This window comes from Streptomyces sp. NBC_00080, assembly GCF_045041255.1.
GTDB lineage: Bacteria > Actinomycetota > Actinomycetes > Streptomycetales > Streptomycetaceae > Streptomyces > Streptomyces coriariae.
In genome coordinates, this window is sequence record NZ_CP108235.1 from 4,031,016 (window position 1) to 4,055,494 (window position 24,479).

General features: G+C 69.1%; 23 protein-coding genes. 4 read left to right on the forward strand and 19 right to left on the reverse strand.

Going from position 1 to position 24,479, the window contains the following annotated elements:
• Nucleotides 1-11 precede the first annotated feature (11 nt).
• The 11 genes from nuoK to OHU34_RS17870 are packed head-to-tail and all read right to left on the reverse strand — an operon-like array spanning nt 12 to nt 10,883.
• The gene (nuoK, locus tag OHU34_RS17820) at nt 12-311 is read right to left on the reverse strand and encodes an NADH-quinone oxidoreductase subunit NuoK (RefSeq protein WP_020130147.1); all 300 of its coding nucleotides are present in this window, start codon (nt 309-311) and stop codon (nt 12-14) included.
• Nucleotides 308-1,150, reverse strand: coding sequence for an NADH-quinone oxidoreductase subunit J (locus OHU34_RS17825; RefSeq protein ID WP_142265669.1), 843 nt, complete (start codon nt 1,148-1,150; stop codon nt 308-310). The genes nuoK and OHU34_RS17825 overlap by 4 nt, the downstream gene beginning before the upstream one ends.
• On the reverse strand, nt 1,147-1,797 hold the full coding sequence (gene nuoI, locus OHU34_RS17830; protein ID WP_142265668.1) for an NADH-quinone oxidoreductase subunit NuoI: 651 nt from the start codon (nt 1,795-1,797) through the stop codon (nt 1,147-1,149). The genes OHU34_RS17825 and nuoI overlap by 4 nt, the downstream gene beginning before the upstream one ends.
• Nucleotides 1,790-3,151 (reverse strand): NADH-quinone oxidoreductase subunit NuoH, encoded by a 1,362-nt coding sequence (gene nuoH / locus OHU34_RS17835; RefSeq protein WP_142265667.1) that lies wholly within the window; start codon nt 3,149-3,151, stop codon nt 1,790-1,792. The genes nuoI and nuoH overlap by 8 nt, the downstream gene beginning before the upstream one ends.
• Complete coding sequence (locus tag OHU34_RS17840) at nt 3,148-5,652, reverse strand: NADH-quinone oxidoreductase subunit G (protein ID WP_142265666.1); 2,505 nt, start codon at nt 5,650-5,652, stop codon at nt 3,148-3,150. Before OHU34_RS17840 ends, nuoH begins: the two co-directional genes overlap by 4 nt.
• On the reverse strand, nt 5,649-7,001 hold the full coding sequence (gene nuoF, locus OHU34_RS17845) for an NADH-quinone oxidoreductase subunit NuoF (protein ID WP_200839768.1): 1,353 nt from the start codon (nt 6,999-7,001) through the stop codon (nt 5,649-5,651). The genes OHU34_RS17840 and nuoF overlap by 4 nt, the downstream gene beginning before the upstream one ends.
• On the reverse strand, nt 6,998-7,870 hold the full coding sequence (nuoE, locus tag OHU34_RS17850) for an NADH-quinone oxidoreductase subunit NuoE (RefSeq protein ID WP_327184532.1): 873 nt from the start codon (nt 7,868-7,870) through the stop codon (nt 6,998-7,000). Before nuoE ends, nuoF begins: the two co-directional genes overlap by 4 nt.
• The gene (locus OHU34_RS17855; RefSeq protein WP_142265663.1) at nt 7,867-9,189 is read right to left on the reverse strand and encodes an NADH-quinone oxidoreductase subunit D; all 1,323 of its coding nucleotides are present in this window, start codon (nt 9,187-9,189) and stop codon (nt 7,867-7,869) included. The genes nuoE and OHU34_RS17855 overlap by 4 nt, the downstream gene beginning before the upstream one ends.
• Nucleotides 9,186-9,959, reverse strand: a complete 774-nt coding sequence (locus tag OHU34_RS17860) for an NADH-quinone oxidoreductase subunit C (protein ID WP_230194943.1) — start codon at nt 9,957-9,959, stop codon at nt 9,186-9,188. Before OHU34_RS17860 ends, OHU34_RS17855 begins: the two co-directional genes overlap by 4 nt.
• Nucleotides 9,956-10,510, reverse strand: coding sequence for an NADH-quinone oxidoreductase subunit B family protein (locus OHU34_RS17865; RefSeq protein ID WP_020130138.1), 555 nt, complete (start codon nt 10,508-10,510; stop codon nt 9,956-9,958). The genes OHU34_RS17860 and OHU34_RS17865 overlap by 4 nt, the downstream gene beginning before the upstream one ends.
• Nucleotides 10,511-10,523: 13 nt before the next feature.
• A complete protein-coding gene (locus tag OHU34_RS17870; protein ID WP_007383963.1) occupies nt 10,524-10,883 on the reverse strand; it encodes an NADH-quinone oxidoreductase subunit A in 360 nt (119 codons plus the stop codon).
• 738 nt (nt 10,884-11,621) lie between these two features.
• Here OHU34_RS17870 and OHU34_RS17875 point away from each other — a divergent pair.
• Complete coding sequence (locus OHU34_RS17875; protein ID WP_020130137.1) at nt 11,622-12,425, forward strand: C40 family peptidase; 804 nt, start codon at nt 11,622-11,624, stop codon at nt 12,423-12,425.
• A gap of 564 nt (nt 12,426-12,989) precedes the next feature.
• Here OHU34_RS17875 and OHU34_RS17880 read toward each other — a convergent pair.
• A complete protein-coding gene (locus tag OHU34_RS17880; RefSeq protein WP_142267996.1) occupies nt 12,990-14,276 on the reverse strand; it encodes a geranylgeranyl reductase family protein in 1,287 nt (428 codons plus the stop codon).
• Between the two features lie 106 nt (nt 14,277-14,382).
• Between OHU34_RS17880 and OHU34_RS17885 the strand changes: the two genes are divergently transcribed.
• A complete protein-coding gene (locus OHU34_RS17885) occupies nt 14,383-14,889 on the forward strand; it encodes a GNAT family N-acetyltransferase (RefSeq protein WP_142265661.1) in 507 nt (168 codons plus the stop codon).
• Nucleotides 14,890-15,034: 145 nt separating this feature from the next.
• Complete coding sequence (locus OHU34_RS17890) at nt 15,035-15,349, forward strand: PASTA domain-containing protein (protein WP_230194944.1); 315 nt, start codon at nt 15,035-15,037, stop codon at nt 15,347-15,349.
• 99 nt (nt 15,350-15,448) lie between these two features.
• Here OHU34_RS17890 and OHU34_RS17895 read toward each other — a convergent pair whose 3' ends face one another.
• Genes OHU34_RS17895 through OHU34_RS17910 form a run of 4 tightly spaced genes read right to left on the reverse strand, consistent with a single transcriptional unit; the run spans nt 15,449 to nt 20,457 of the window.
• Nucleotides 15,449-16,144 (reverse strand): demethylmenaquinone methyltransferase, encoded by a 696-nt coding sequence (locus OHU34_RS17895; protein ID WP_020130133.1) that lies wholly within the window; start codon nt 16,142-16,144, stop codon nt 15,449-15,451.
• A gap of 32 nt (nt 16,145-16,176) precedes the next feature.
• On the reverse strand, nt 16,177-17,622 hold the full coding sequence (locus tag OHU34_RS17900; RefSeq protein ID WP_405767185.1) for an acyltransferase: 1,446 nt from the start codon (nt 17,620-17,622) through the stop codon (nt 16,177-16,179).
• Nucleotides 17,622-20,027 (reverse strand): bifunctional polysaccharide deacetylase/glycosyltransferase family 2 protein, encoded by a 2,406-nt coding sequence (locus OHU34_RS17905; protein WP_230194945.1) that lies wholly within the window; start codon nt 20,025-20,027, stop codon nt 17,622-17,624. The genes OHU34_RS17900 and OHU34_RS17905 overlap by 1 nt, the downstream gene beginning before the upstream one ends.
• A gap of 19 nt (nt 20,028-20,046) precedes the next feature.
• Nucleotides 20,047-20,457, reverse strand: coding sequence for a hypothetical protein (locus tag OHU34_RS17910; RefSeq protein ID WP_078615725.1), 411 nt, complete (start codon nt 20,455-20,457; stop codon nt 20,047-20,049).
• A gap of 307 nt (nt 20,458-20,764) precedes the next feature.
• Between OHU34_RS17910 and OHU34_RS17915 the strand changes: the two genes are divergently transcribed.
• Complete coding sequence (locus OHU34_RS17915) at nt 20,765-21,805, forward strand: chitinase (protein ID WP_405767188.1); 1,041 nt, start codon at nt 20,765-20,767, stop codon at nt 21,803-21,805.
• A gap of 18 nt (nt 21,806-21,823) precedes the next feature.
• Here OHU34_RS17915 and OHU34_RS17920 read toward each other — a convergent pair whose 3' ends face one another.
• The 3 genes from OHU34_RS17920 to OHU34_RS17930 all read right to left on the reverse strand — a co-directional run bounded on the left by OHU34_RS17920 (nt 21,824) and on the right by OHU34_RS17930 (nt 24,458).
• Entirely contained in the window at nt 21,824-22,432 is a 609-nt protein-coding gene (locus OHU34_RS17920; RefSeq protein ID WP_142265657.1) for a hypothetical protein, read from the reverse strand.
• Nucleotides 22,433-22,439: 7 nt separating this feature from the next.
• Entirely contained in the window at nt 22,440-23,639 is a 1,200-nt protein-coding gene (mqnC, locus tag OHU34_RS17925; RefSeq protein WP_142265656.1) for a cyclic dehypoxanthinyl futalosine synthase, read from the reverse strand.
• A gap of 72 nt (nt 23,640-23,711) precedes the next feature.
• Nucleotides 23,712-24,458 (reverse strand): A24 family peptidase, encoded by a 747-nt coding sequence (locus OHU34_RS17930; RefSeq protein WP_230194947.1) that lies wholly within the window; start codon nt 24,456-24,458, stop codon nt 23,712-23,714.
• Nucleotides 24,459-24,479 lie beyond the last annotated feature (21 nt).

A 24,479-nucleotide genomic window follows, 5' to 3' on the forward strand; every position in this document is an offset into this window, starting at 1 on the left:
CTTCCGACCCCTTACAGCTTCATCAGGCTGGCGTCGTCGACCGAGGCCGAGTGGCGGGAACGGAACAGCGACACGATGATCGCGAGTCCGACCACGACCTCCGCGGCGGCGACGACCATCGTGAAGAAGGCGATGATCTGGCCGTCGAGATTGCCGTGCATCCGGGAGAAGGTGACGAACGCGAGGTTGCAGGCGTTGAGCATCAGCTCGATACACATGAAGACGACGATCGCGTTGCGCCTGATCAGCACGCCCGTCGCACCGATCGTGAACAACAGTGCCGCGAGATAGAGGTAGTTGACGGGGTTCACTTCGACGCCTCCTCGGTCCGCTTCAGGTGTGGCGGCTCGATGGCGGCGCGCTCCAGGCGCTCCTCAGCGCGCTGCTCCAGGGCCTTGAGGTCGTTCAGGGCGTCGGCGGACACGTCCCGGATCTGACCGCGGTCGCGCAGCGTCTTGCTGACCGTGAGCTCCGAGGGAGTGCCGTCGGGCAGCAGCCCCTGGATGTCCACGCCGTTGTGCCGCGCGTACACACCAGGCGCGGGCAGCGGCGGAACGTGCTTGCCCTCACGGACACGCTCTTCGGCCAGCTCCCGCTGGGTCTTGGCCCGCTCGGTGCGCTCGCGGTGGGTGAGCACCATGGCGCCGACCGTGGCCGTGATGAGCAGGGCTCCGGTGATTTCGAAGGCGAAGACGTACTTGGTGAAGATGAGGGCGGCGAGGCCCTCCACATTGCCGTTCGCGTTCGCCTCGGCGAGGCCGTTGAACTCCGTCAGGGAGGCGTTGCCGATGCCGGCGATCAGCAGGAGGCCGAAGCCGAGGCCGCTGACGAGGGCCAGCCAGCGCTGGCCTTTGATGGTCTCCTTCAGCGAGTCCGCCGCCGTGACGCCGACGAGCATCACCACGAACAGGAACAGCATCATGATCGCGCCGGTGTAGACGACGATCTGCACGATGCCGAGGAAGTAGGCGCCGTTGGCGAGGTAGAACACCGCCAGGACGATCATGGTGCCGGCCAGGCAGAGCGCGCTGTGCACGGCCTTCTTCATGAAGACGGTGCACAGGGCGCCGATCACCGCGACGGTGCCGAGCACCCAGAACTGGAAGGCCTCGCCGGTCGAGGTGGAGTAGGCGGCGAGTTGCGCGCTCATCGGCCGACCACCTCCTCCGACGTCGGATCGTCCGCGCCGGACGTCGCGGCGGCCTCCTGCGGGCCCTCGCCCTTGGAGACGGCCGGCTGCTGTTCCGTGCCGGGCGCCGCCTCCGTCACCAGACCCCGGTAGTAGTCCTGCTCGTCCGTACCCGGGTAGATCGCGTGGGGCGAGTCGACCATGCCCTCTTCGAGGCCGGCGAGCAGTTGTTCCTTGGTGTAGATCAGGTTGGCGCGGCTGGAGTCGGCGAGCTCGAACTCGTTGGTCATCGTCAACGCGCGCGTGGGGCATGCCTCGATGCACAGGCCGCACAGGATGCAGCGGGCGTAGTTGATCTGGTAGACCCGCCCGTACCGCTCGCCCGGGGAGTAGCGCTCCTCGTCGGTGTTGTCCGCGCCCTCGACATAGATGGCGTCGGCGGGGCAGGCCCAGGCGCACAGCTCGCAGCCGACGCACTTCTCCAGGCCGTCCGGATGGCGGTTGAGCTGGTGCCGTCCGTGGAAGCGGGGAGCTGTGGTCTTCTGCTCCTCCGGGTACTGCTCGGTCAGCCGCTTCTTGAACATGGCCTTGAAGGTCACGGCGAAGCCGGCCACGGGGTTCTGGAAGCCAGGCTTCGTCTGCCCGGCCTCCTTGGGCTCCTCAGCCATCGGACGTCTCCTTTCCATCCAGCGATCCGTCACTCACAGTGTCCACTCCACCACTGACAATGAGCTCTCGCTCCTGGTGGGGGCGGCGTCGGGGTACCGGCGGCAACTCCTGTCCCGGCAGCGGCGGTACGGGGAACCCGCCCGCCATCGGGTCGAAGCCGACAGGCTCGGCGGGGGCCTGCGCCTCCTTGCCCGCGTTGCGGAACATGTCCGCGATGAAGGAGAGCAGCAACAGGGTCAGGACGCCGCCGCAGACGTAGAGAGCGATCTCGGCGAAGTCGTAGTTCTCGTTGCGCAGGGTCCGTACGGTCGCGACGAGCATCAGCCACGTCACCGAGACGGGGATCAGGACCTTCCAGCCGAGCTTCATCAGCTGGTCGTAGCGGACGCGGGGCAGCGTGCCGCGCAGCCAGATGAAGAAGAACAACAGCAGCTGCACCTTGACGACGAACCAGAGCATCGGCCACCAGCCGTGGTTCGCGCCCTCCCAGAAGGTGCTGATCGGCCAGGGAGCCCGCCAGCCGCCGAGGAAGAGGGTGGTCGCCACCGCGGAGACCGTCACCATGTTCACGTACTCGGCGAGCATGAACAGCGCGAACTTGATCGACGAGTACTCGGTGTTGAAGCCGCCGACCAGGTCGCCCTCGGACTCCGGCATGTCGAAGGGGGCGCGGTTGGTCTCGCCGACCATCGTGACGATGTAGAGGATGAAGGAGACAGGCAACAGCAGGATGTACCAGCGGTCCTGCTGCCCCTCGACGATCGTCGACGTCGACATGGACCCCGAGTAGAGGAACACCGAGGCGAACGCGGCGCCCATCGCGATCTCGTAGGAGATCATCTGCGCGCAGGACCGCAGTCCGCCCAGCAGCGGGTAGGTGGAGCCGGAACTCCAGCCCGCCAGCACGATGCCGTAGATGCCGATCGAGGCGACCGCGAGGATGTAGAGCATCGCGATCGGCAGGTCGGTCAGCTGCATCGTGGTGCGCTGGCCGAAGATCGAGACCTCGTTGCCGGCCGGACCGAAGGGGATCACCGCGATCGCCATGAAGGCCGGGATCGCCGCGATGATCGGCGCGAGGATGTACACCGCCTTGTCCGCGCGCTTGACGATGAGGTCTTCCTTCAGCATCAGCTTGATGCCGTCGGCGAGGGACTGGAGCATGCCCCAGGGACCGTGCCGGTTGGGTCCGACCCGCAGCTGCATCCAGGCGACGACCTTGCGCTCCCAGACGATGGAGAACAGCACGGTCACCATCAGGAACGCGAAGCAGAAGACGGCCTTGACGACGACCAGCCACCAGGGGTCGTGGCCGAACATCGAGAGGTCTTCAGCGGCGAGGTACGGGCTCATGCCTCCACCTCCTTGGGCGCGTCGGCGATGAGCGTCGCCGGGCCGATGCGGACAAGGGCGCCGGGCGTCGCCCCGGAGTCGGAGGCGACGCCGTTGCCCGTGGAGTTCAGCGGGAGCCAGACGACCCGATCGGGCATCTGCGTGATCAGCAGCGGGAGTTCGACCACCCCCGCGGGCCCGGTCACGGCAAGGATGTCGCCGTCCTTGACGCCGACTTCGGCGGCCGTGGCGGGCGATACGCGCGCGCGTGCGGCGTGCCGCGTCCCGGCGAGCGCCTCGTCCCCCTGCTGGAGGACACCCTGGTCGAGGAGCAGGCGGTGTCCGGCGAGGACGGCCTCCCCCGCGGCGGGACGCGGCAGATGGGCGGCGGTCTCCAGGGACTCGGAGGCCCGAGGCCCGTCCCACGCGCCGAGCCGGTCGAGCTCCGCGCGCGCGGTGCGCAGGTCCGGCAAACCGAGGTGGACGTCCATGGCGTCGGCGAGCATCTGGAGCACGCGCGCGTCGGCGGGCGCCGGTCGGCGTGTCATCTGGTCGGGCTTCAGTGCCGCCTCGAAGAAACGGACCCTGCCTTCCCAGTTGAGGAAGGTGCCGGCCTTCTCGGCGACCGCGGCCACCGGGAGGACGACATCGGCGTGCTCGGTGACCTCGCCGGGCCGCAGTTCCAGCGACACGACGAAGCCCGCCTCGGCCAGCGCCGCACGCGCGCGTGCCGGGTCGGGCAGGTCCGCGACCTCCACGCCCGCGACGAGCAGCGCCTGAAGTTCGCCGGACGCGGCGGCCTCGACGATCTGCCCGGTGTCCCGGCCGTAGCGGTGCGGAAGCTCGGCCAGTCCCCAGGCCGCGGCGACCTCCTCACGCGCGCGCGGGTCGGTGGCCGGGCGGCCGCCCGGCAGCAGCGACGGCAGCGCGCCCGCCTCGATCGCGCCCCGCTCGCCCGCCCGGCGTGGGATCCACACCAGTCGGGCGCCGGTCGCCGCGGCGGCCCGCACGGCGGCGGTGAGACCGCCGGCCACACCGGCCAGCCGCTCGCCGACGACGATCACCGCGCCTTCGGCCCGCAGCGCCTCGGCGGCCTGGCCGCCCGCGTCCTCCAGGCCGACGCCGCCCGCGAGCGCGTCCAGCCATTCGGTCTCGGTGCCCGGGGCGGCCGACAGCAGCGTGCCGCCCGCCTTCTCCAGGCCCCGCGTGACGTGTGTGGCCAGCGAGAACACCCGTTGTCCGTGCTTGCGCCAGGCCTTGCGCAGCCTCAGGAAGACGCCGGGCGCCTCCTCCTCCGACTCGAACCCGACCAGCAGGACGGCGGGCGCCTTCTCCAGGGAGGTGTACGTGACGCCCGTACCGTCGAGGTCACGGCCGCGGCCCGCGATGTGGGCGGCCAGGAAGTCGGCCTCCTCACTGCTGTGCACGCGCGCGCGGAAGTCGATGTCGTTGGTGTCGAGCGCCACGCGCGTGAACTTGCTGTACGCGTAGGCGTCCTCGATGGTGAGGCGGCCGCCGGCCAGGACACCGGTCCTGCCACGCGAAGCCAGCAGGCCCTGGGCCGCGATCTGCAACGCCTCCGGCCAGGAAGCCGGTACGAGGTCCCCCTCGGCGTCGCGCACCAGAGGCGTTTCGAGCCGGTCCCGCTGCTGGGGGTACCGGAACGCGAACCGCCCCTTGTCGCAGATCCACTCCTCGTTGACCTCGGGGTCGTTGGCGGCCAGGCGCCGCATGACCTTGCCACGCCGGTGGTCGGTGCGCGTGGCGCAGCCGCCGGAGCAGTGCTCGCAGACCGACGGCGAGGAGACCAGGTCGAAGGGCCGGGAGCGGAATCGGTACGCCGCCGAGGTCAGCGCGCCGACCGGGCAGATCTGGATGGTGTTCCCGGAGAAGTACGACTCGAAGGGGTCGCCCTCGCCGGTGCCCACCTGCTGGAGCGCGCCCCGCTCGATCAGCTCGATCATCGGGTCGCCCGCCACCTGGTTGGAGAAGCGGGTGCAACGCGCGCACAGCACGCACCGTTCACGGTCGAGCAGCACCTGCGTGGAGATCGGCAGGGGCTTCTCGTAGGTCCGTTTCCTGCCCTCGAAGCGGGACTCGGCCTGGCCGTGCGACACGGCCTGGTTCTGCAGGGGGCACTCACCGCCCTTGTCGCAGACCGGGCAGTCCAGCGGGTGGTTGATGAGGAGCAGCTCCATCACACCGTGCTGTGCCTTCTCGGCCACCGGTGAGCTGAGCTGGGTCTTCACCACCATGCCGTCCGTGCACGTGATCGTGCAGGACGCCATCGGCTTGCGCTGGCCCTCGACCTCGACGATGCACTGCCGGCACGCGCCGACCGGATCGAGGAGGGGATGGTCGCAGAAGCGCGGGATCTCGATGCCGAGTTGCTCGGCTGCCCGGATGACCAGGGTGCCCTTGGGCACGCTGATCTCGGCGCCGTCGATCGTCAGCGTCACGAGATCTTCCGGCGGGACCGCCGCCTCGCCGCCTCCGGAGGGAGCGCTGGTGGTCACCGTCATGCGTTCACCTCCGTGTGCTTGTCGGCCCAGACCGTCGACTTGGCCGGGTCGAAGGGGCAGCCGCGGCCCGTGATGTGCTGCTCGTACTCCTCGCGGAAGTACTTGAGCGAGGAGAAGATCGGCGAGGCGGCGCCGTCGCCGAGGGCGCAGAAGGACTTGCCGTTGATGTTGTCGGCGATGTCGTTGAGCTTGTCGAGGTCGGAGAGGACTCCCTTGCCGGCCTCGATGTCCCGCAGCAACTGCACGAGCCAGTACGTTCCTTCACGGCACGGGGTGCACTTGCCGCAGGACTCGTGGGCGTAGAACTCGGTCCACCGGGTGACGGCCCGAACGACGCAGGTCGTCTCGTCGAAACACTGGAGAGCTTTGGTGCCGAGCATGGAACCCGCGGCACCCACTCCTTCGTAGTCGAGAGGGACGTCGAGGTGCTCCTCGGTGAACATCGGCGTCGAGGAGCCGCCCGGTGTCCAGAACTTGAGCCGGTGCCCGGGTCGCATTCCGCCGCTCATCTCGAGGAGCTGGCGGAGGGTGATACCGAGCGGGGCCTCGTACTGGCCGGGTCCGGCGACATGGCCGCTGAGCGAGTAGAGCGTGAAGCCCGGGGACTTCTCGCTTCCCATCGACCTGAACCATTCTTTGCCGTTTTGCAGAATCGCGGGAACTGACGCGATCGATTCGACGTTATTCACCACAGTCGGGCACGCATAGAGGCCCGCGACAGCAGGGAAAGGAGGGCGCAGCCGCGGTTGACCACGGCGGCCTTCGAGCGAGTCGAGCAGCGCGGTCTCCTCACCGCAGATGTACGCGCCGGCGCCGGCGTGCACGGTGAGTTCGAGGTCGAGTCCGCTGCCCAGGATGTTCTCGCCGAGGTAGCCCGCCGCGTAGGCCTCGCGCACGGCCTCGTGCAACCGCCGCAGAACGGGGACGACTTCACCACGCAGATAGATGAAGGCATGAGACGACCTGATGGCATAACACGCGATCACAATGCCCTCGATGAGGCTGTGCGGGTTCGCGAAGAGGAGCGGGATGTCCTTGCAGGTCCCGGGCTCCGATTCGTCGGCGTTGACAACTAGATAGTGCGGCTTTCCATCACCCTGCGGAATGAACTGCCATTTCATTCCCGTCGGGAATCCCGCGCCGCCCCGCCCTCGCAGACCGGACTCCTTGACGTACGCGATCAGGTCGTCCGGCGACATGGCGAGTGCCTTGCGGAGGCCCTCGTACCCTTCGTGCCTTCGGTAGACGTCCAGACTCCAGGACCGGTCCTCGTCCCAGAAGGCCGACAGCACGGGTGCGAGCAGCTTCTCCGGGCTGCTGCCTTTCAACTCGGGTGCCAAGGTCATCACTCCCCCTCCTCGGCGGTAGGTCCTGCCGGGTGAGCCGGGTCGGAGGCCGACGTGTCCTGTGGCGCGTCGTGCGAACTCCGGTGCTCCGCGGGCGACGGCTCGTGCACCGCACGGTCCTGCGGCTCGTCGTGCGGCCCGCCGTCCCGCGGGTGGACCACGCGCGCGGGTGCGGTCTCTCCCCTTGCCAGGCGAAGACCCACCAGTGACGCCGGCCCCGCACTGCCGCTCGCCTCGACGGCCCCGTCCCGCTCGTCGGGGAAGCCCGCCAGGATCCGGGCGGTCTCCTTGAAGGTGCACAGCGGCGCACCCCGCGTCGGCGAGACGGTGTGACCGATCCGCAGGTCGTCCACCAGGCGCTTCGCGCTCTGCACGGTCTGGTTGTCGAAGAACTCCCAGTTGACCATCACGACCGGCGCGAAGTCACAGGCCGCGTTGCACTCGATGTGCTCCAGGGTGATCTTGCCGTCGTCGGTGGTCTCGCCGTTGCCGATGCCCAGGTGCTCCTGGAGCTGTTCGAAGATCGCGTCGCCGCCCATCACCGCGCACAGCGTGTTGGTGCAGACGCCCACCTGGTAGTCACCGCTGGGGCGGCGCCGGTACATGGTGTAGAAGGTGGCGACCGCGGTGACCTCGGCCGTGGTCAGTTTCAGCACGTCCGCGCAGAACTGCATCCCGGTGCGCGTGACGTGCCCCTCCTCCGACTGCACGAGATGCAGCAACGGCAGGAGCGCGGACCGGGAGTCGGGATAGCGGGCGATGATCTCGCGCGCATCCGCCTCCAGCCGGGCCCGGACGTCGTCCGGGTAGGCGGGCGCGGGCAGTTCGGGCATACCCAGGCTGACGCCCCGCTCGGAAGAAGAGGTGGTCACCGGTCGACGCCTCCCATAACGGGGTCGATGGAGGCGACGGCGACGATGACGTCGGCGACCTGGCCGCCCTCGCACATCGCTGCCATCGCCTGAAGGTTGGTGAAGGACGGGTCCCGGAAGTGGACCCGGTACGGGCGGGTGCCTCCGTCGGAGACGGCATGCACCCCGAGTTCGCCCTTGGGTGACTCGACGGCCGCGTACGCCTGTCCCGGCGGGACGCGGAATCCCTCGGTCACCAGCTTGAAGTGGTGGATCAGGGCCTCCATGGAGGTGCCCATGATCTTCTTGATGTGGTCCAGGGAGTTGCCCAGACCGTCGGGGCCCAGAGCGAGCTGGGCGGGCCAGGCGATCTTCCGGTCGGCGACCATGACGGGGCCGGGCTGCAGCCGGTCCAGGCACTGCTCGACGATCCGGAGCGACTGGCGCATCTCCTCCAGGCGGACCAGGAAGCGGCCGTAGGAGTCGCAGGAGTCGGCGGTCGGGACATCGAATTCGTATGTCTCGTAATCGCAGTACGGCTGCGCCTTGCGCAGGTCGTGCGGGAGGCCGGTGGACCGCAGGATCGGGCCGGTGGCGCCGAGGGCCATGCAGCCGGCCAGGTCGAGATAGCCGACGTCCTGCATACGGGCCTTGAAGATGGGGTTCCCGGTGGCGAGCTTGTCGTACTCGGGAAGGTTCTTCTTCATCTTCTTCACGAACTCGCGGATCTGGTCCACCGCGCCGGGCGGCAGGTCCTGGGCGAGTCCGCCGGGGCGGATGTACGCGTGGTTCATCCGCAGGCCCGTGATGAGCTCGTAGATGTCGAGAATCATTTCACGATCACGGAATCCGTAGATCATGATCGTGGTGGCACCGAGTTCCATGCCGCCGGTGGCGATGCACACCAGGTGGGAGGACAACCGGTTCAGCTCCATCAGGAGCACCCGGATGATCTTGGCTCGCTCGGTGATCTGGTCCTCGACACCGAGGAGCTTCTCGACGGCGAGACAGTAGGCGGTCTCGTTGAAGAAGGACGTCAGGTAGTCCATGCGCGTCACGAACGTGGTGCCCTGGGTCCACGTGCGGTACTCGAGGTTCTTCTCGATGCCGGTGTGGAGGTAGCCGATGCCGCAGCGGGCCTCGGTGACCGTCTCGCCCTCGATCTCCAGGATCAGCCGGAGCACCCCGTGAGTGGAGGGGTGCTGGGGACCCATGTTGACGATGATGCGTTCGTCGTCGGCGCGGGTCGCGGACTGGACGACCTCGTCCCAGTCGCCACCGGTGACCGTATATACAGTGCCCTCGGTGGTCTCACGGGCGGATGCTGACTGCGTGCTCATGAGTACGACCTCCGCTGGTCCGGAGCCGGGATCTGGGCGCCCTTGTACTCGACGGGGATGCCGCCGAGGGGGTAGTCCTTGCGCTGCGGGTGGCCCTGCCAGTCGTCCGGCATCATGATCCGCGTCAGGGCCGGGTGACCGTCGAAGACGATCCCGAAGAAGTCGTAGGTCTCGCGTTCGTGCCAGTCGTTCGTGGGATACACGGAGACCAGGGACGGGATGTGCGGGTCCTCGTCCGGGGCGCTGACCTCCAGGCGGATCAACCGGTTGTGGGTGATCGAGCGCAGGTGGTAGACGGCGTGCAGCTCACGCCCCTTGTCGTTCGGGTAGTGCACGGCGCTGACGCCGGTGCAGAGCTCGAAGCGCAGGGCCGGGTCGTCTCGCAGGGTGCGGGCCACCCGGAGCAGGTGCTCGCGCTCGATCTGGAAGGTGAGCTCGTCGCGGTCGACGACCGTCCTCTCGATCGCGTTGGCGGGGAGCAGACCCTGCTCCTCCAGTGCGCCCTCGAGTTCGTCGGCGACCTCGTCGAACCAGCCGCCGTAGGGCCGGCTCGCCGCTCCCGGGAGCCGGACGGAGCGGACCAGGCCGCCGTATCCGGAGGTGTCGCCGCCGTTGTTGGCGCCGAACATGCCGCGCTGGACACGGACCTCCTCACCACCCTGGCCGCGCTGACCTGGCAGGTTGGAGGCGGAGAGATCCTTCTCGGGGTTCACCCCGTTCGACCCGTTCGCGGGGCCGTTCGCGCCGTGGGTGCCGTTTGCGTCGCTCACCGCAGCAGCCCCTTCATCTCGATCATGGGCAGGGCCTTGAGCGCCGCTTCCTCCGCCTCGCGGGCCGCCTCCTCGGCGTTCACGCCGAGCTTGCCGTTCTGGATCTTGTGGTGGAGCTTGAGGATCGCGTCCATGAGCATCTCGGGGCGCGGCGGGCAGCCCGGGAGGTAGATGTCGACGGGCACGATGTGGTCGACGCCCTGGACGATCGCGTAGTTGTTGAACATGCCGCCGGAGGAGGCGCACACGCCCATGGAGATGACCCACTTGGGGTTCGGCATCTGGTCGTAGACCTGCCGGAGCACCGGCGCCATCTTCTGGCTCACCCGGCCGGCGACGATCATCAGGTCCGCCTGGCGGGGCGAACCCCGGAAGACCTCCATACCGAAGCGCGCCAGGTCGTAGCGGCCGGCGCCGGTGGTCATCATCTCGATGGCACAGCAGGCGAGGCCGAACGTGGCGGGGAAGACGGACGCCTTGCGCACCCAGCCCGCGGCCTGCTCGACGGTGGTCAGCAGGAATCCGCTCGGCAGCTTTTCTTCGAGTCCCATGGCTAAAGGCCCCTCAGTCCCATTCCAGGCCGCCGCGCCGCCATACGTACGCGTACGCGACGAAGACGGTGAGCACGAAGAGCAACATCTCTACGAGCCCGAAAACACCCAGGGCGTCGAAGGTGACGGCCCAGGGGTAGAGGAAGACGATCTCGATGTCGAAGACGATGAAGAGCATCGCCGTCAGGTAGTACTTGATGGGGAAGCGCCCGCCGCCGGCCGGCGTGGGGGTCGGCTCGATACCGCACTCGTAGGCCTCGAGCTTGGCGCGGTTGTACCGCTTCGGCCCGATCAACGTGGCCATGACCACGGAGAAGATCGCAAAGCCTGCCCCGAGGGCTCCCAGTACGAGGATGGGCGCATACGCGTTCACCGCTCCTCGCTCCTCTCAGTCGGCACTGACTGCTGGCGATGACGTCGGACTCTGCGGCCCCTGGCACCCGAACCCCGCCCGTCCCGGCGAAGATCGCGAACATGTGAAGCAGGTCACAAGCCCAACTGCCTCGCATCTTATGCCCGCCGCTCTGTGATCTGCGACACGGGGTATTACACAAGCTTTGTGATCTCCACCACCTGACGAAGGATCATGAAGTCATATCGACGGTGATCTTCGTACGTGAAGCGTCAGAGTGATCACAAGAAGTGACATTTGCGCTCGTCACCGCAAGAATCGAAGGTCGTCTCCATATCAAGAGGCTTCCCTTGCATGCAAATTGGTGATGGACGCAGGGCCCTGATAGAGGCACGCGTTCACACATCAGGGGGAGGAGGGGGCGGGGTGTGGACGTGTGTACGCGTTCACAAGCGGAGGTGGTCGTGCCGGACACGCTGGACGCGGCCGCTCCGGTAACCGTTCCGTGACCTCCGCCACATCCGTGAGGGGCACCTAAGAACCGGGCTTGGCCAACGGTCTCCACCGGTGGTAGGTGGCGGGCAATCCGGGCGTAACGACGAAAGTCCATGATCACAGGCTTGATCACCTGCGTCCGCAATGTCCGTTACGGCGTCAATAAAGAACCCAGGCCAGGGAATTTGGGGCGCCCATTGAACAACTGTGGCGCAGCACACGTTTCTTGAAGGTATGGAGGAGCCCCTGATACCGGTTGTACCCATGTCCCACACCGCTCACATACGCAGCCACCGGAAACCCCGCCGCAGCGCGTCGACGATCGCGATGCGGGCCGGAGTCGCCAGTGGTGTCCTCGGCACGCTGGCCGTCGCCACAGCAGCCGGCACGGCCAACGCCGCCGAGCCGGTGACGCAGACGCTCGAACTGCCCGTCCTCACGGGCGACCTGGCCGCCCAGGTCGCGCAGTCCGCTCAGGCCACGCAGCAGGCCGCGGCGAACTACCAGCTTCAGGCAGAGCGCGACGCGGCCGCCACCGCAGCCGCCAAGGAGGCCAAGAAGGACCTCGCCGACGCCAAGGCCGAGGCGAAGAAGAAGGCCGAGGCCGCCCGCAAGGCCGCCGCCGAGCGGGCCACGCGCGCCGCCGAGCGGACCACGCTCACCTCGACGTCGAGCAGCAGCAGCTCCGACAGCACGAGCAGCTCCACGGCGACGGGTTCGGCCGCGGCCGTCATCGCCTTCGTGAAGGCACAGATCGGCGACGCCTACGTCTCCGGCGGCACCGGCCCGAACTCCTGGGACTGCTCGGGTCTCATGCAGACCGCCTTCAAGCAGGTCGGCGTCGACCTGCCGCGCGTCTCGCAGGACCAGTCGACCTTCGGCACCCAGGTGTCGCTGGACAACCTGCTGCCGGGCGACATCCTCTACTGGGGCAGCGCGGGCAGCGCGTACCACGTGGCGGTGTACGTCGGCGACGGCATGTTCGTCGGCGCGCAGAACCCGTCCACCGGTGTGGCCGAGAAGCCGATGTCGTACGACCCGCCGACCGGCGCGGTACGGGTGCTCTGACACCCCCGGGTGCCCCTGAGGGCACCTCACGCACGCAAGGGCCGCAGCCGCTCGGGGGCAGCGGCCCTTCGGGCACTGCCGACGCGCGCGGCCGGTACGAGCGGCTCCGCGCGCCGCGGCCGCTCTCCTGACGCACGGGCTCAGCAGCCACGCCCTAGGACTCAGCAGCCGCTTCCAGGACGCGCGTAGAGGCCCTCAGCCGCCCCCTGGCCCTCCAGGACACCCGGAGGCACCACTCCCCGTTCCGGGACCGCGCACGGGCGCGCCGGCCGGGTCTCGTGGCCACGCCTGACACCCTCCGCGCCACCGCCGGGGCCGGGGTCGCGTCACATCGAGCATGATGTACCGACATGTCGGACACATCGTCAATCCAGCGCCGGATCGGCTAGGTCCGGCCCGGTAGGGCCGCAGCCGCGAGGCCGGGCCGGTGGGCGGCAGGCGGGCATGGCGGGCGGCTGACGTGGTGGGCCGGCGGGCGGCGTGGCAGGCCGAAATGGCGGGCCGGCGGGAAGGGGCTTCGCGCCGGGCCGCCGGTGCTCCGCTTACGGAGGGGCCCCGCCGTGGTCAGGCCTTCGGGGCCACCTTGCTCAGGCCGTTGATGATGCGGTCCATCGCGTCGCCGCCCGTGGGGTCCGTCAGGTTGGCGAGCATCTTGAGGGTGAACTTCATCAGCAGCGGGTGGGTCAGACCGCGCTGGGTCGCGATCTTCATGACCTTCGGGTTGCCGATGAGCTTCACGAAGGCGCGGCCCAGCGAGTAGTAGCCGCCGTAGGTGTCCGCGAGGACCTGCGGGTAGCGCTGAAGGGCCAGTTCGCGCTGGGCGGGGGTGGCGCGGGCGTGAGCCTGCACGATGACGTCGGCGACGATCTGACCGGACTCCATGGCGTAGGCGATGCCCTCGCCGTTGAAGGGGTTCACCAGGCCGCCGGCGTCGCCGACCAGGAGCAGGCCCTTGGTGTAGTGCGGCTTGCGGTTGAAGGCCATGGGGAGGGCGGCGCCGCGGATCGGGCCGGTCATGTTTTCGGGGGTGTAACCCCAGTCCTGCGGCATGGACGCGCACCAGGCCTTGAGCACCTCGCGCCAGTCGAGCTCCTTGAAGGAGTTGGAGGTGTTCAGCACACCCAGGCCGACGTTCGACGTCCCGTCGCCCATGCCGAAGATCCAGCCGTAGCCGGGCAGCAGGCGGTCCTCGCCCGGGCCCCGGCGGTCCCACAGCTCCAGCCAGGACTCCAGGTAGTCGTCCTCGTGGCGCGGGGAGGTGAAGTAGGTGCGGACCGCGACGCCCATGGGGCGGTCCTCGCGACGGTGCAGGCCCATCGCCAGCGAGAGACGGCTGGAGTTGCCGTCGGCGGCCACCACGAGCGGGGCCCGGAAGGTGACTTCGCGCTTCTCCTCGCCCAGCTTGGCGTGCACGCCGACGATGTGGCCGGTGCGTTCGTCGACGATCGGGGCGCCGACGTTGCAGCGCTCGTAGAGGCGGGCGCCCGCCTTCTGGGCCTGGCGGGCGAGCTGCTCGTCGAAGTCGTCGCGCTTGCGGACGAGTCCGTAGTCGGGGAAGGAGGCGAGATCCGGCCAGTCCAGCTGGAGGCGGACCCCGCCGCCGATGATGCGCAGGCCCTTGTTGCGCAGCCAGCCGGCCTCCTCGGAGATGTCGATGCCCATGGCCACGAGCTGCTTGGTGGCTCGCGGGGTGAGGCCGTCGCCGCACACCTTCTCGCGCGGGAACTCGGTCTTCTCCAGGAGGAGTACGTCGAGTCCGGCCTTGGCGAGGTAGTACGCGGTCGTGGAGCCGCTCGGCCCCGCGCCGACGACGATCACATCGGCGGTACTTTCGGAGAGGAGCTCGTTCACGGCGGTCACGGCGGGATCTCCCCAAGTTCGGAATCTTCGTGCCGACCGGCACTGGACATGGGCAGTCTATTCAGCAGAATTGATCACCCGGCTGAAGGGCTGCCCCGTGAACCGAGCTCTCCCCGTAGTACGGCTGCGTGTCCCCACCGACGAGGACGCGGTCACCTGGCACCGGGTCTTCGACGACCCGGACGTGATGGAGTTCCACGGCGGCAGGTCCGCGGAACTGTCCGCCTACGAGGAGCTCACCGCCCGCCAGCGCCGGCACGACGCCGAGCACGGCTTCTGTCTGTGGACGATGCTGGACCGGGACGACCGGGTCATCGGGTTCACGGGTGCCCAGCCGTGGCCGCAGCAGTGGGGCCCCAAGGGCGAGATCGAGATCGGGTGGCGGCTCGGGCGGGAGCACTGGGGGCAGGGGTATGTGACGGCGGCCGCGCAGATGACGCTGGAGCGGGTGCGGGCGGCCGGGGTGCCGGGGGTGGTGGCCATGGTCGACGCGCGCAACGCCCGGTCCATCGCCGTCACGGAGCGGCTGGGCATGCGGCTCGCGGAGGTCTTCACGACACCGGAGCCGAAGCGGGAGGGGCGCTGCTACCGGCTCGCCTGGTGACCTCAGCCACCCGAGCCGGAAGTAACTCTCCGTAGTCTTTGGCTACAGAAAGACACTCGACCCTTCCGGACGACACCCCCGTGCGGTTACCCTTCCAGTACCGCTGGGGGTGACATTTGTGCTCATACCACCCAATACACCCGACGTGCGCGTGCCGAGACTCGTCGGTCTGATGGCCGTGGACGCGCGCGAGGCGGCCGCGGCGCAAGGTGTGCTGCTGGCCGCACCGGACCGGCCCGAGTTCCACCGCGCGGTCGTGGACCACGTCGTACGGCAGTACCCGCCACCCGGGGTCGAGGTGCCGCGCGGCGCCGTCGTCACCGTGTGGTTCGAGTTCGGCGAAGGAGAGGGCGGCGGAGGCACGGGCGTGCGCGAGCCTCGGGTGCCCAGACCGGGCGGGGGCGGACTGCAGCGCGAGCTGGACCGGCCCGGCCGTCCCTTCGAGGCGATCACCGGGTAGCGGCGACGCAGCCGGCCGAGCCGCACAGCCGGCCCGAGCCGCGCGGCCGTCCCACGAGGCCCGAGCCGTGGCCGCGTTCCGTGATCCGTGATCCGTGCCTCAGGCTTCCTTGAAGCCCCGGTGCAGGGTCACCACGCCACCGGTCAGGTTGCGCCAGGCGACCTTCGACCAGCCGGCCTTGCGCAGGTGTTCGGCGAGGGCGGGCTGATCGGGCCAGGCGCGGATGGACTCGGCGAGGTAGACGTAGGCGTCCGGGTTGGAGGAGACCGCGCGGGCGACCGGGGGCAGCGCGCGCATGAGGTACTCGGTGTAGACGGTCCGGAACGGCGCCCAGGTCGGGTGCGAGAACTCGCAGATCACGACGCGTCCGCCGGGCCGGGTCACCCGGTACATCTCGCGCAGGGCCGCGTCGAAGTCCTGCACGTTGCGCAGGCCGAAGGAGATGGTGACGGCGTCGAAGGCGTCGTCCTTGAAGGGCAGTCGCGTGGCGTCCCCGGCGGTGAACGGCAGCCAGGTGTGGTTCTTCTTTCCGACCTGGAGCATGCCGAGGGAGAAGTCGCACGGGACGACGTAGGCGCCGGTCTGCGCGAAGGGAAGGGAGGAGGTCGCCGTACCCGCTGCGAGGTCCAGGACCTTCTGGGCGGGGCGGGCGTCGACCGCCTTCGCGACCTCCTTGCGCCACCTCCGGTCCTGGCCGAGCGACAGGACGTCGTTGGTCAGGTCGTACCGTTCCGCCACGCGGTCGAACATCGAGGCGACTTCGTGGGGCTGCTTGTTCAGGGAAGCACGGGTCACCCGCCCATTGTGGCAGCCCCCTCCTCACCGGCTCACGGCAGGAGCCTCGGCTTCTTCCGTGCCGCGACGTCCTCGACCCAGCCGCAGAGCAGCACGAACAGGGCGATCAGCAGCCAGCCCACGCTGAACATGAACCACTGGCTCTCCAGCGGCAGGTACTTCTCGAAGGCGGGGATGTCCCAGAACCGGTCGATCAGCGGCACGGCCAGGATCAGGGCGATCTCGTGCCAGAGGTAGATCGTCACCGCGCGCGCGTTGAAGACGGTGACGATCCGGTTCGTGCGCCGGAAGCGGGTGAGCCAGGCGAAGTCGATCCCGAAGTGCGCCTTCGCCCACATCAGCAGCATGACGAAGCCCGCCGACCAGAACGCCTGCGCGAGGGGGTCCTCGTCGAGGTCGTAGGTGCCGAACTCGGTCTGGTGGGTGAAGGCGTACCAGCCGCCGAACCCGATCGCCGCGAGCGACATCACGACCACCAGGGCCGGCTTCATGCGCTGGAGGACGCCGTCGCGGTGCGCGAAGCCGAGCATCCAGCAGAAGAGGTACGTCGACAGGTCCCACATCGCGGTGCCGACGCGGTTGTCCGGGCCCGCCCAGACGAAGGTGAGCACCAGGATCGGCGCGAGGGAGAGCGCCAGCACGGGGACCGGCGCGAGCCGGAACAGCCGTAGCAGCAGCGGGGAGAGCAGGACGAACCAGAGGTACGTCCGCAGGTACCAGAGGATCTCCCAGGCCTGCTGGCCCCAGGCGATTCCCGGCGGGTCGCCGAGCGGCACGACCCAGTAGACGATCTCCCAGCCCGGCATCCAGTCGTGGATCAGCATCGCCAGGACGACGAAGACGCCCCAGAACCAGAAGGGGGGAAGGAGCCGGCGGAAGCGGCTCTTCACCACCTTCAGCGCCGGACGCTCCAGGGACTTCGCCATCAGGGTGCCGGCCAGGCCGAACATGATCCCCATGGAGGGGAAGACCATGCCCGCCCAGGCCCAGCCGAACGTGTGGTAGGCGACGACACGGATCAGGGCGAGGGCGCGGAGCGTGTCGAAGTAGCGGTCGCGTTGGGGAGCAGCGGGCTCGGACCGGGGCGGGGGCTCCTCCGTCACCTTCTCGGTGACGGTGCCGGCCGTCGCCGGAGCCTCGGGATCCCGAACGGGACCCGGGTCCGGGTCCGCGTCCACCGCCGGCAGGGGCGCCGTCTCGTCGACGGCGACACCCTGCCCGTACTCCGCGTTCTGCGCGTGCTCCTGCGCACAGGGCTGCTGCGGATACGGCTGTTGCGGATACGGCTGCTGCCCGTACTGCTGTGCGTAGGGCTGCTGCGGATACGGCTGCTGCCCGTACCCGTCGTATCCCTCGTACCCGTACGGATACGACGACGGATGCCCGTACTCGTGGCCCTGCTGCCCCGGTCCGTAGCCGTTTCCCTGATCCGGACCCGGCCCGTACCCCTGGCCGAAGCCCTGCTGCTCCCAGCTCATCAGCTCGCCCCGGCGGGGGTGCCGACCTCACCGGTGCGCTTCAGTTTCTGCCAGCGCAGGCGGCCGCCGGTGAGGGCGGTGATGCAGGAGTGGATGAGGACGAGGTACATCATCTGGCGGTAGGCCAGTTGCTGCAGCGGCATCATCAGCAGGTACCGGTACTTCTCGCGGTCCAGGCGGAACGCGTAGGCCGCGCAGCCCAGTTGGACGCCGAGGACCGCCAGCCAGGCCAGCAGGGCCGCCTGGAAGTCGACGAAGATCATCGAGTAGATCGTGAACACGTCGATGAGCGGGGCGAAGACCGGGGTGACGATCTGGAAGAGGACCACGAGCGGCATGCCCACCCGGCCGAAGCGACCCGAAGGCCCCTTGTCCGTCAGGGACTTGCGGTGCTTCCACAGCGCCTGCATGGTGCCGTAGGACCAGCGGTAGCGCTGGGACCACAGCTGCTTCAGCGAGCCGGGCGCCTCCGTCCAGGCCTTGGCGTGCTCCTGGTAGACGACCTGCCAGCCCCCGCGGTGCATCGCGATGGTGATGTCGGTGTCCTCGGCGAGGGTGTCCTCGCTCATGCCGCCGACCTCGAGCACGGCCTCGCGGCGGAACGCGCCGATCGCGCCGGGGATGGTCGGCATGCACCGCAGCAGGTCGTACATGCGGCGGTCGAGGTTGAAGCCCATCACGTACTCGATGTGCTGCCAGGCGCCGATGATCGTGTCGCGGTTGCCGACCTTGGCGTTGCCGGCGACCGCGCCGACCTTCGGGTCGGCGAAGGGCTGCACGAGCTGGTGCACGGCGTCCGGCTCGAAGACGGTGTCGCCGTCCATCATCACGACGATGTCGTAACTGGCGCTGCGGACACCGTTGTTGAGGGCGGCCGGCTTGCCCGCGTTCTCTTGCCGGATGACGCGGACGTTGGTCATGCCGAGGGCCCTCGCCGCCTCGCGCGAGATCTCGGACGTGTTGTCGTCCGAACCGTCGTCCACGATGATGATCTCGATCGGATGGGTGCTCTTCGCCAGCGACTTCAGGGTGTTGGCGATGCACTCCTTCTCGTTGTACGCCGGGACGATCACGCTGACCGGCCGGGTGACCGTCGGCCCCCAGCTGAAGCGGCGCTTGTTGCGCTTTCTGTAGTGCCGGCGGGCCAGGATCAGCATCATCCCGAACCGGCCCATGACGGCCACGCCGACGACCATCAGCCCCACCGACAGCGTCGGGACGGTCCACTCGGCGAGGGTGACCGCGGCGATGAGCGCCTTGCCCTCGTAGAGCGTCACGCCGGTGGCCTCGCGGTGGGCCGCCTGGAGCCGGTTGACGGTCTGGCCGGTCCCACCGGTGCCACCGTTCGCGCCGGTGCCGTCGGTGCCGCCTTCGCCGTTGGGCACGTTGCCGGGCTGCTCGCCGGTAGCCCCCTCGGTTGCGGCAGCTCCCTCGGTTCCCGTCGTCCCCTCGGTCGCCGTCGCCGCGCCGGCCCCGGCATCCGCGGCCTGCTGCTGACCCGTGCCGGAGGCCTGGCGGGCCGCGGCGTTCTGCTCCTGCATCACACCGCTGATGGTGGTGAAGGTGTAGCCCGCGGCCTTCATCTTCTTGATGTACGTCGGCAGCGCCTTGATCGTCTGCGAGCGCTCGCCACCCGCGTCGTGGAAGAGCACCGACGCGCCCTTGCCGTCCTCCGGCGTGGCCCACTTGATGATCTTCGAGACGCCCGGCTTCTTCCAGTCGTCGCTGTCCGTGTCGACGAAGACGCTGGTGTAACCGTCCTCGCCCAGCTTCTTGTAGATGGGCCAGCTGTAGTTGTCGATGGCGTCCGTCTCGGAGGAGTACGGGGCGCGGAAGAGCGTCGTCGTGATGCCGGCCGCGCCCGCCAGCGCGAGCTGGGTCTGCTCCATCTCACGGTCGACGCGGGCGTCGGACTGGTAGGAGAGGTCGACGTGGGTGAAGGTGTGGATCCCCACCTCGTTGCCCTCCTCGACCATGTCCTTCACGATGCTCGGGTAGCGCGAGACCATCGAGCCGACCAGGAAGAACGTGCCGGGCACGTCGTACTCCTGGAGGATCTTCAGCACCTGGGGCGTCCAGGTCGGGTTCGGCCCGTCGTCGAAGGTCAGCGCGATCGTCTTGTCCGGCACCGAGACGGTGGTGGCCTGGCCGCCCTGGAAGGTCAGGATCGGGCCGCCGTCGAGCACCTTGTCGGGCACCTTGCCGGCGCTGGCCCCGGTGCGCACGCGCTGGTCCCCGCCGACCTCGGCGCGCAGATAGCCGTCGAGGAGCATCACGCTGGTCAGCGCGAGCAGAAGCAGCAGGGCGAGGATGACACGCGGTTTCTGCAGCGCCGCGGCCTTGCCCGCCGCACGGGACATGCGGGTCGGAGCACGGCGGCGGCCGCGAGAGGAAGTGGTCGTCATGGGAGTGGCTGAACTCCGGTCAGTTGGCGGCCGCGGAGGCGGTCGCGGTCGGGGCGGAGCTCGGCGGCTCGCCGGTGGCGACGCCCGTGGGCGGAGTGCCGGTGGGCCTCGAGGGCGGGGTGCCGATACCGCCCTGCGGCTGGGCGCCGCCGGGGCCGGAGTTCTGGGAGCCGCGCGGGCCTCCGTTGCCGAACGGCAGCAGGGAGGACGGGGCCAGGGAGGTGCCCCAGCCCATGAAGGCGGCGCCGAGGACGACGGCGTACACAAGACAGCCGACCCCCATGAGGAGACCGATCCGGCGCAGCAGCTTGGACCTGCGCCCGGAGTTGTCAACGAACACGGGCCCCTCGGCGGAGGCGACGTCACGTTTGCGGCTGCGACGGCTGCCGCGAGCAGCGGCACGGCTTTCGATGGCAGGCTCGGATTGCATTCCACGGATATTAGAGAGCCTTTATGTGGCACAAACTCTGCGCCGCTTGTGAGAGACCCATGAGAAACAGGTGAACCTGTCTCTTCCCTGAGAGATCCCCGAATCCCCTGCGCGGCGCCTGCCCGTCATGGGAGGGTTGATTATCCCTTTTGGGCAGGTGGATATCACCTTTTGCGCGGTTACCTCCATGAACTGTCTGTGTGTCCACTGTTCCCGCGCGATCCGCCCACTTGTGAGACATTTCTATTCGGGAAACGCGCTTTGTTTCCATGCTGAGACAGAAATCACGAGAGCGGGTGCATACGCAATGAGGAGTTTCCTGATGCCGATGGCCGGGGTCACCTGCCTGTTTGCCCTGGCCGTTACAGGATGCTCCGCGGGGTCCGACACCACGTCGGACGCGGCACCACCCGCGGAGAGCGAACAGGCGAACAGTCCCTCACCATCGCCCAGCGCCACATCATCGAGTACCGGCACCTCCTACGCGCCCTACGTGAGCGCGGTGGAGGCCAATGACAACGACTCGGCCGGCTCGCCGACGTCGTACAACCTGGCGTTCGTCATCTCCGGCGGAAGTGGCTGTACACCGAAATGGAACGGTACGAACGCCATCGACGACTCCGCCGTGAAGTCCCGTATCTCGGCGCTGACCGAGTCGGGTGCCACGGCGCGCGTGTCCTTCGGCGGGGCCTCCGGCAAGGAGTTGGCGGCCACCTGTGACAGCGTGTCCGAACTCGCGGAGGCGTACGGCGAGGCGCTCGACGCGGCCGGCTCCACCCAGGCCGACTTCGACATCGAGGGCGACGAACTGACCGACTCCGACTCGGTCGCCCTGCGCTCCCAGGCGATCTCCGCCCTTCAGGAGGAGCGCCCGGACCTCGAAGTGTCCTTCACCCTCCCGGTGATGCCCTCCGGGCTGGACGCCGACAGCCTGGCGCTGCTGGCGTCCGCGAACAAGTACGACGTCCAGGTCTCCACCGTCAACCTCATGACGATGAACTACGGCGAGTCGTACGCCGGCGACATGGGCGGTTACGCGGTCACCTCGGCGACGGCCGCGCAGGCTCAGCTCAAGAAGGTGTTCGGGACGACGGACGCAGCCGCGTGGAAGGGGATGGCGCTCACCTCGATGATCGGCACCAACGACGTCGACAACGAGACGTTCTCGCTCTCGGACGCGGCACAGGTACGGACGTTCGCCGAGGAGAAGGGCATCTCCTGGGTGTCCATGTGGTCGACCTTCCGCGACCAGCAGTGTGAGGACGGCTCCGCCACGGATGACGCGTTGACCAATTGCAGCGGGGTCGAACAGAGTGCGGGAGCGTTCGCGGAGGCGTTCACGGGCTGAAGAACGGCGGGTTCCCGCTCAGCGCCGTCGGTACACCAGGCGGCCCTCGATCACCGTGGCCACGCAGGTTCCCGCACCGCGGGCCGACAGGGCCGTCTCGTCGGGCACGTCGAAGACGGCGAAACGGGCGGCGGAGCCGCGTTCCCGGGGCGGGGCGAACTCCACCGGCAGACCACAGGCGTACGGATCCAGCGAGGGCACCCCACCGGGGCGCGGTGCGGGCCGGTCCACGACCGCCAGGCCGGAGCGGGCCACGGCGTCCCGCACCGTGCGCCGGCGCAGTTCCCCGCAGGCCACCGCGACCGTGCCGTGGGCCAGCATGCGCTGCACCCCGCGCCGGGCGCTCGCGCCCCAGCGGGCGTCGTCCGGCGCCAGGGCGGTGAGCGCGTCCCCGGTCAGCGGCTCGGTGCCCAGCTCGTCGGCCTCGCGCGGGTCGGGGTGGTAGGCCCCCTCCAGCAACTCCGTGCCGTGCGGGTTGACGAGACCGGGCGTCAGGATGCCGGGCCACCGGCGCACCCGCGCCGACGGATACGCGGCGACGAGCTGCTCCAGCGGACCGGCGGCGGCGATCCCGGCTCCCTCGACGGCCAGGGCACGGCCCCGGGAGTCGGCGTGAATCGTCAGCAAGAGGACCCTAGTTGGAAGCGAGGAGCTTCAGCTCGGGGTGCGCGGTGCCGCCGGCGATCGCGGTCGACGAGATGTGGGACATGACCCGCTCGTCCACCGGGTCGTTCGCCGGGTCGTCGTGCACCAGGAGGTGCTCGTAGGTCGTCGCGCGCTGGGCCGGGACGCGGCCCGCCTTCCGGATCAGGTCGATGATCTCGAGGCGGTTGGAGCGGTGCTTGGCGCCGGCCGAGGAGACGACGTTCTCCTCCAGCATGATCGAGCCGAGGTCGTCCGCGCCGTAGTGCAGGGAGAGTTGGCCGACCTCCTTGCCCGTGGTCAGCCACGAGCCCTGGATGTGCCGGACGTTGTCGAAGAACAACCGGGCGATCGCGATCATCCGCAGGTACTCGAAGAGGGTCGTCTGGGTGCGGCCCTTCAGGTGGTTGTTCTCGGGCTGGTACGTGTACGGGATGAAGGCCCGGAAGCCGCCCGTCCGGTCCTGCACGTCACGGATCATCCGCAGGTGCTCGATGCGCTCGGCGTTGGTCTCGCCGGTGCCCATCAGCATGGTGGACGTCGACTCGACGCCCAGCCCGTGCGCGGTCTCCATGATCTCCAGCCAGCGCTCCCCGGACTCCTTGAGCGGGGCGATGGCCTTGCGGGGACGGGCGGGGAGCAGCTCGGCGCCGGCGCCGGCGAAGGAGTCGAGGCCGGCGGCGTGGATCCGGGTGATGGCCTCCTCGACGGACACCTTCGAGATCCGCGCCATGTGCTCGACCTCGGACGCTCCCAGCGAGTGGATCACCAGCTGCGGGAACGCCTCCTTGATGGCCGCGAAGTGCTTCTCGTAGTACTCCACCCCGAAGTCCGGGTGGTGCCCGCCCTGGAACATGATCTGCGTGCCGCCGAGCTCGACGGTCTCGGCGCACCGCCGCAGGATGTCGTCGAGGTCGCGCGTCCAGCCCTTGGCGGTGTCCTTGGGGGCCGCGTAGAAGGCGCAGAACCTGCACGCCGTGACACAGACGTTGGTGTAGTTGATGTTCCGCTCGATGATGTACGTGGCGATGTGCTCGGTACCCGCGTACATCCGGCGGCGTACGGCGTCGGCGGCGGCGCCGAGCGCGTGCAGGGGGGCATCACGGTAGAGGTCGAGGGCCTCTTCCGGGGTGATCCGCCCGCCGTCCGCGGCACGGTCGAGCACAGACTGGAGGTCGGCCTTCTCGGGCACCGGATGGTCCCTTTCGTCAAGGGTTGTGGGCGGACCGAACCAGCCTACGCCAGCGGTCCCGGCACCCGGACGTCAGGCCGCGTACGCACCGATCAGCAGCCCGGCGAAGGTCCCGGCGAGCATGAACGGCCCGAAGGCGATCATCGTCTTGCGGCCGGCCCGTCCCGCGACGGCCAGGGCACCGCCGTACAGCGCCCCGAGCAGGAACGCGGCGAACGTGCCCAACATGACCGTCGCCCAGCCGTACCAGCCGAGGACGGCGCCCACCGACAGCGCCAGCTTCACGTCTCCGTAGGCCATGCCGCCGGGGTTGACGAGATGGAGCGCGAGATATCCGGCGCCGAGGGCGAGCGCGCCCAGCAGGGCCGTCGTCCAGTCGCCGGCGTGCTCGGGCAGCAGGGCGGCCGGGCCCAGCAGGACGAGGGCGGCGGCCGCGAGCGGAAGAGTGAGCGGATCGGGCAGTCGGCGCACCCGCAGGTCGACGGCGGCCAGCAGCACCCCGACCGGCGCGAGCAGCAGCCAGACGACGAGTTCGGGCCGCAGACCGGTCGCGGCGGCGAGCGCGGCACAGACGAAAGCGGTGAGCAGGGGGAGACCGACGGCACCGGGCGCGTAGACGGCGGCGCACCGCTCGCATCTCGCCCGCCCGAGCCACCCCCGGATCGGGTGTCCGCCCGGGCAGGTCGCCCGCCAGCCGCCGTCCCGCTCCTCCCACGGTACGGAGAACCGGTGGACGGCCCGGGGCAGCAGCGCACCCGCGACGGCGCCCCAGAGGGCGGCGCCGGTGATCAGCGCCAGGTCGCTGGGAGGTGCGGTCATCGGCAGAGATCCCATGGATTC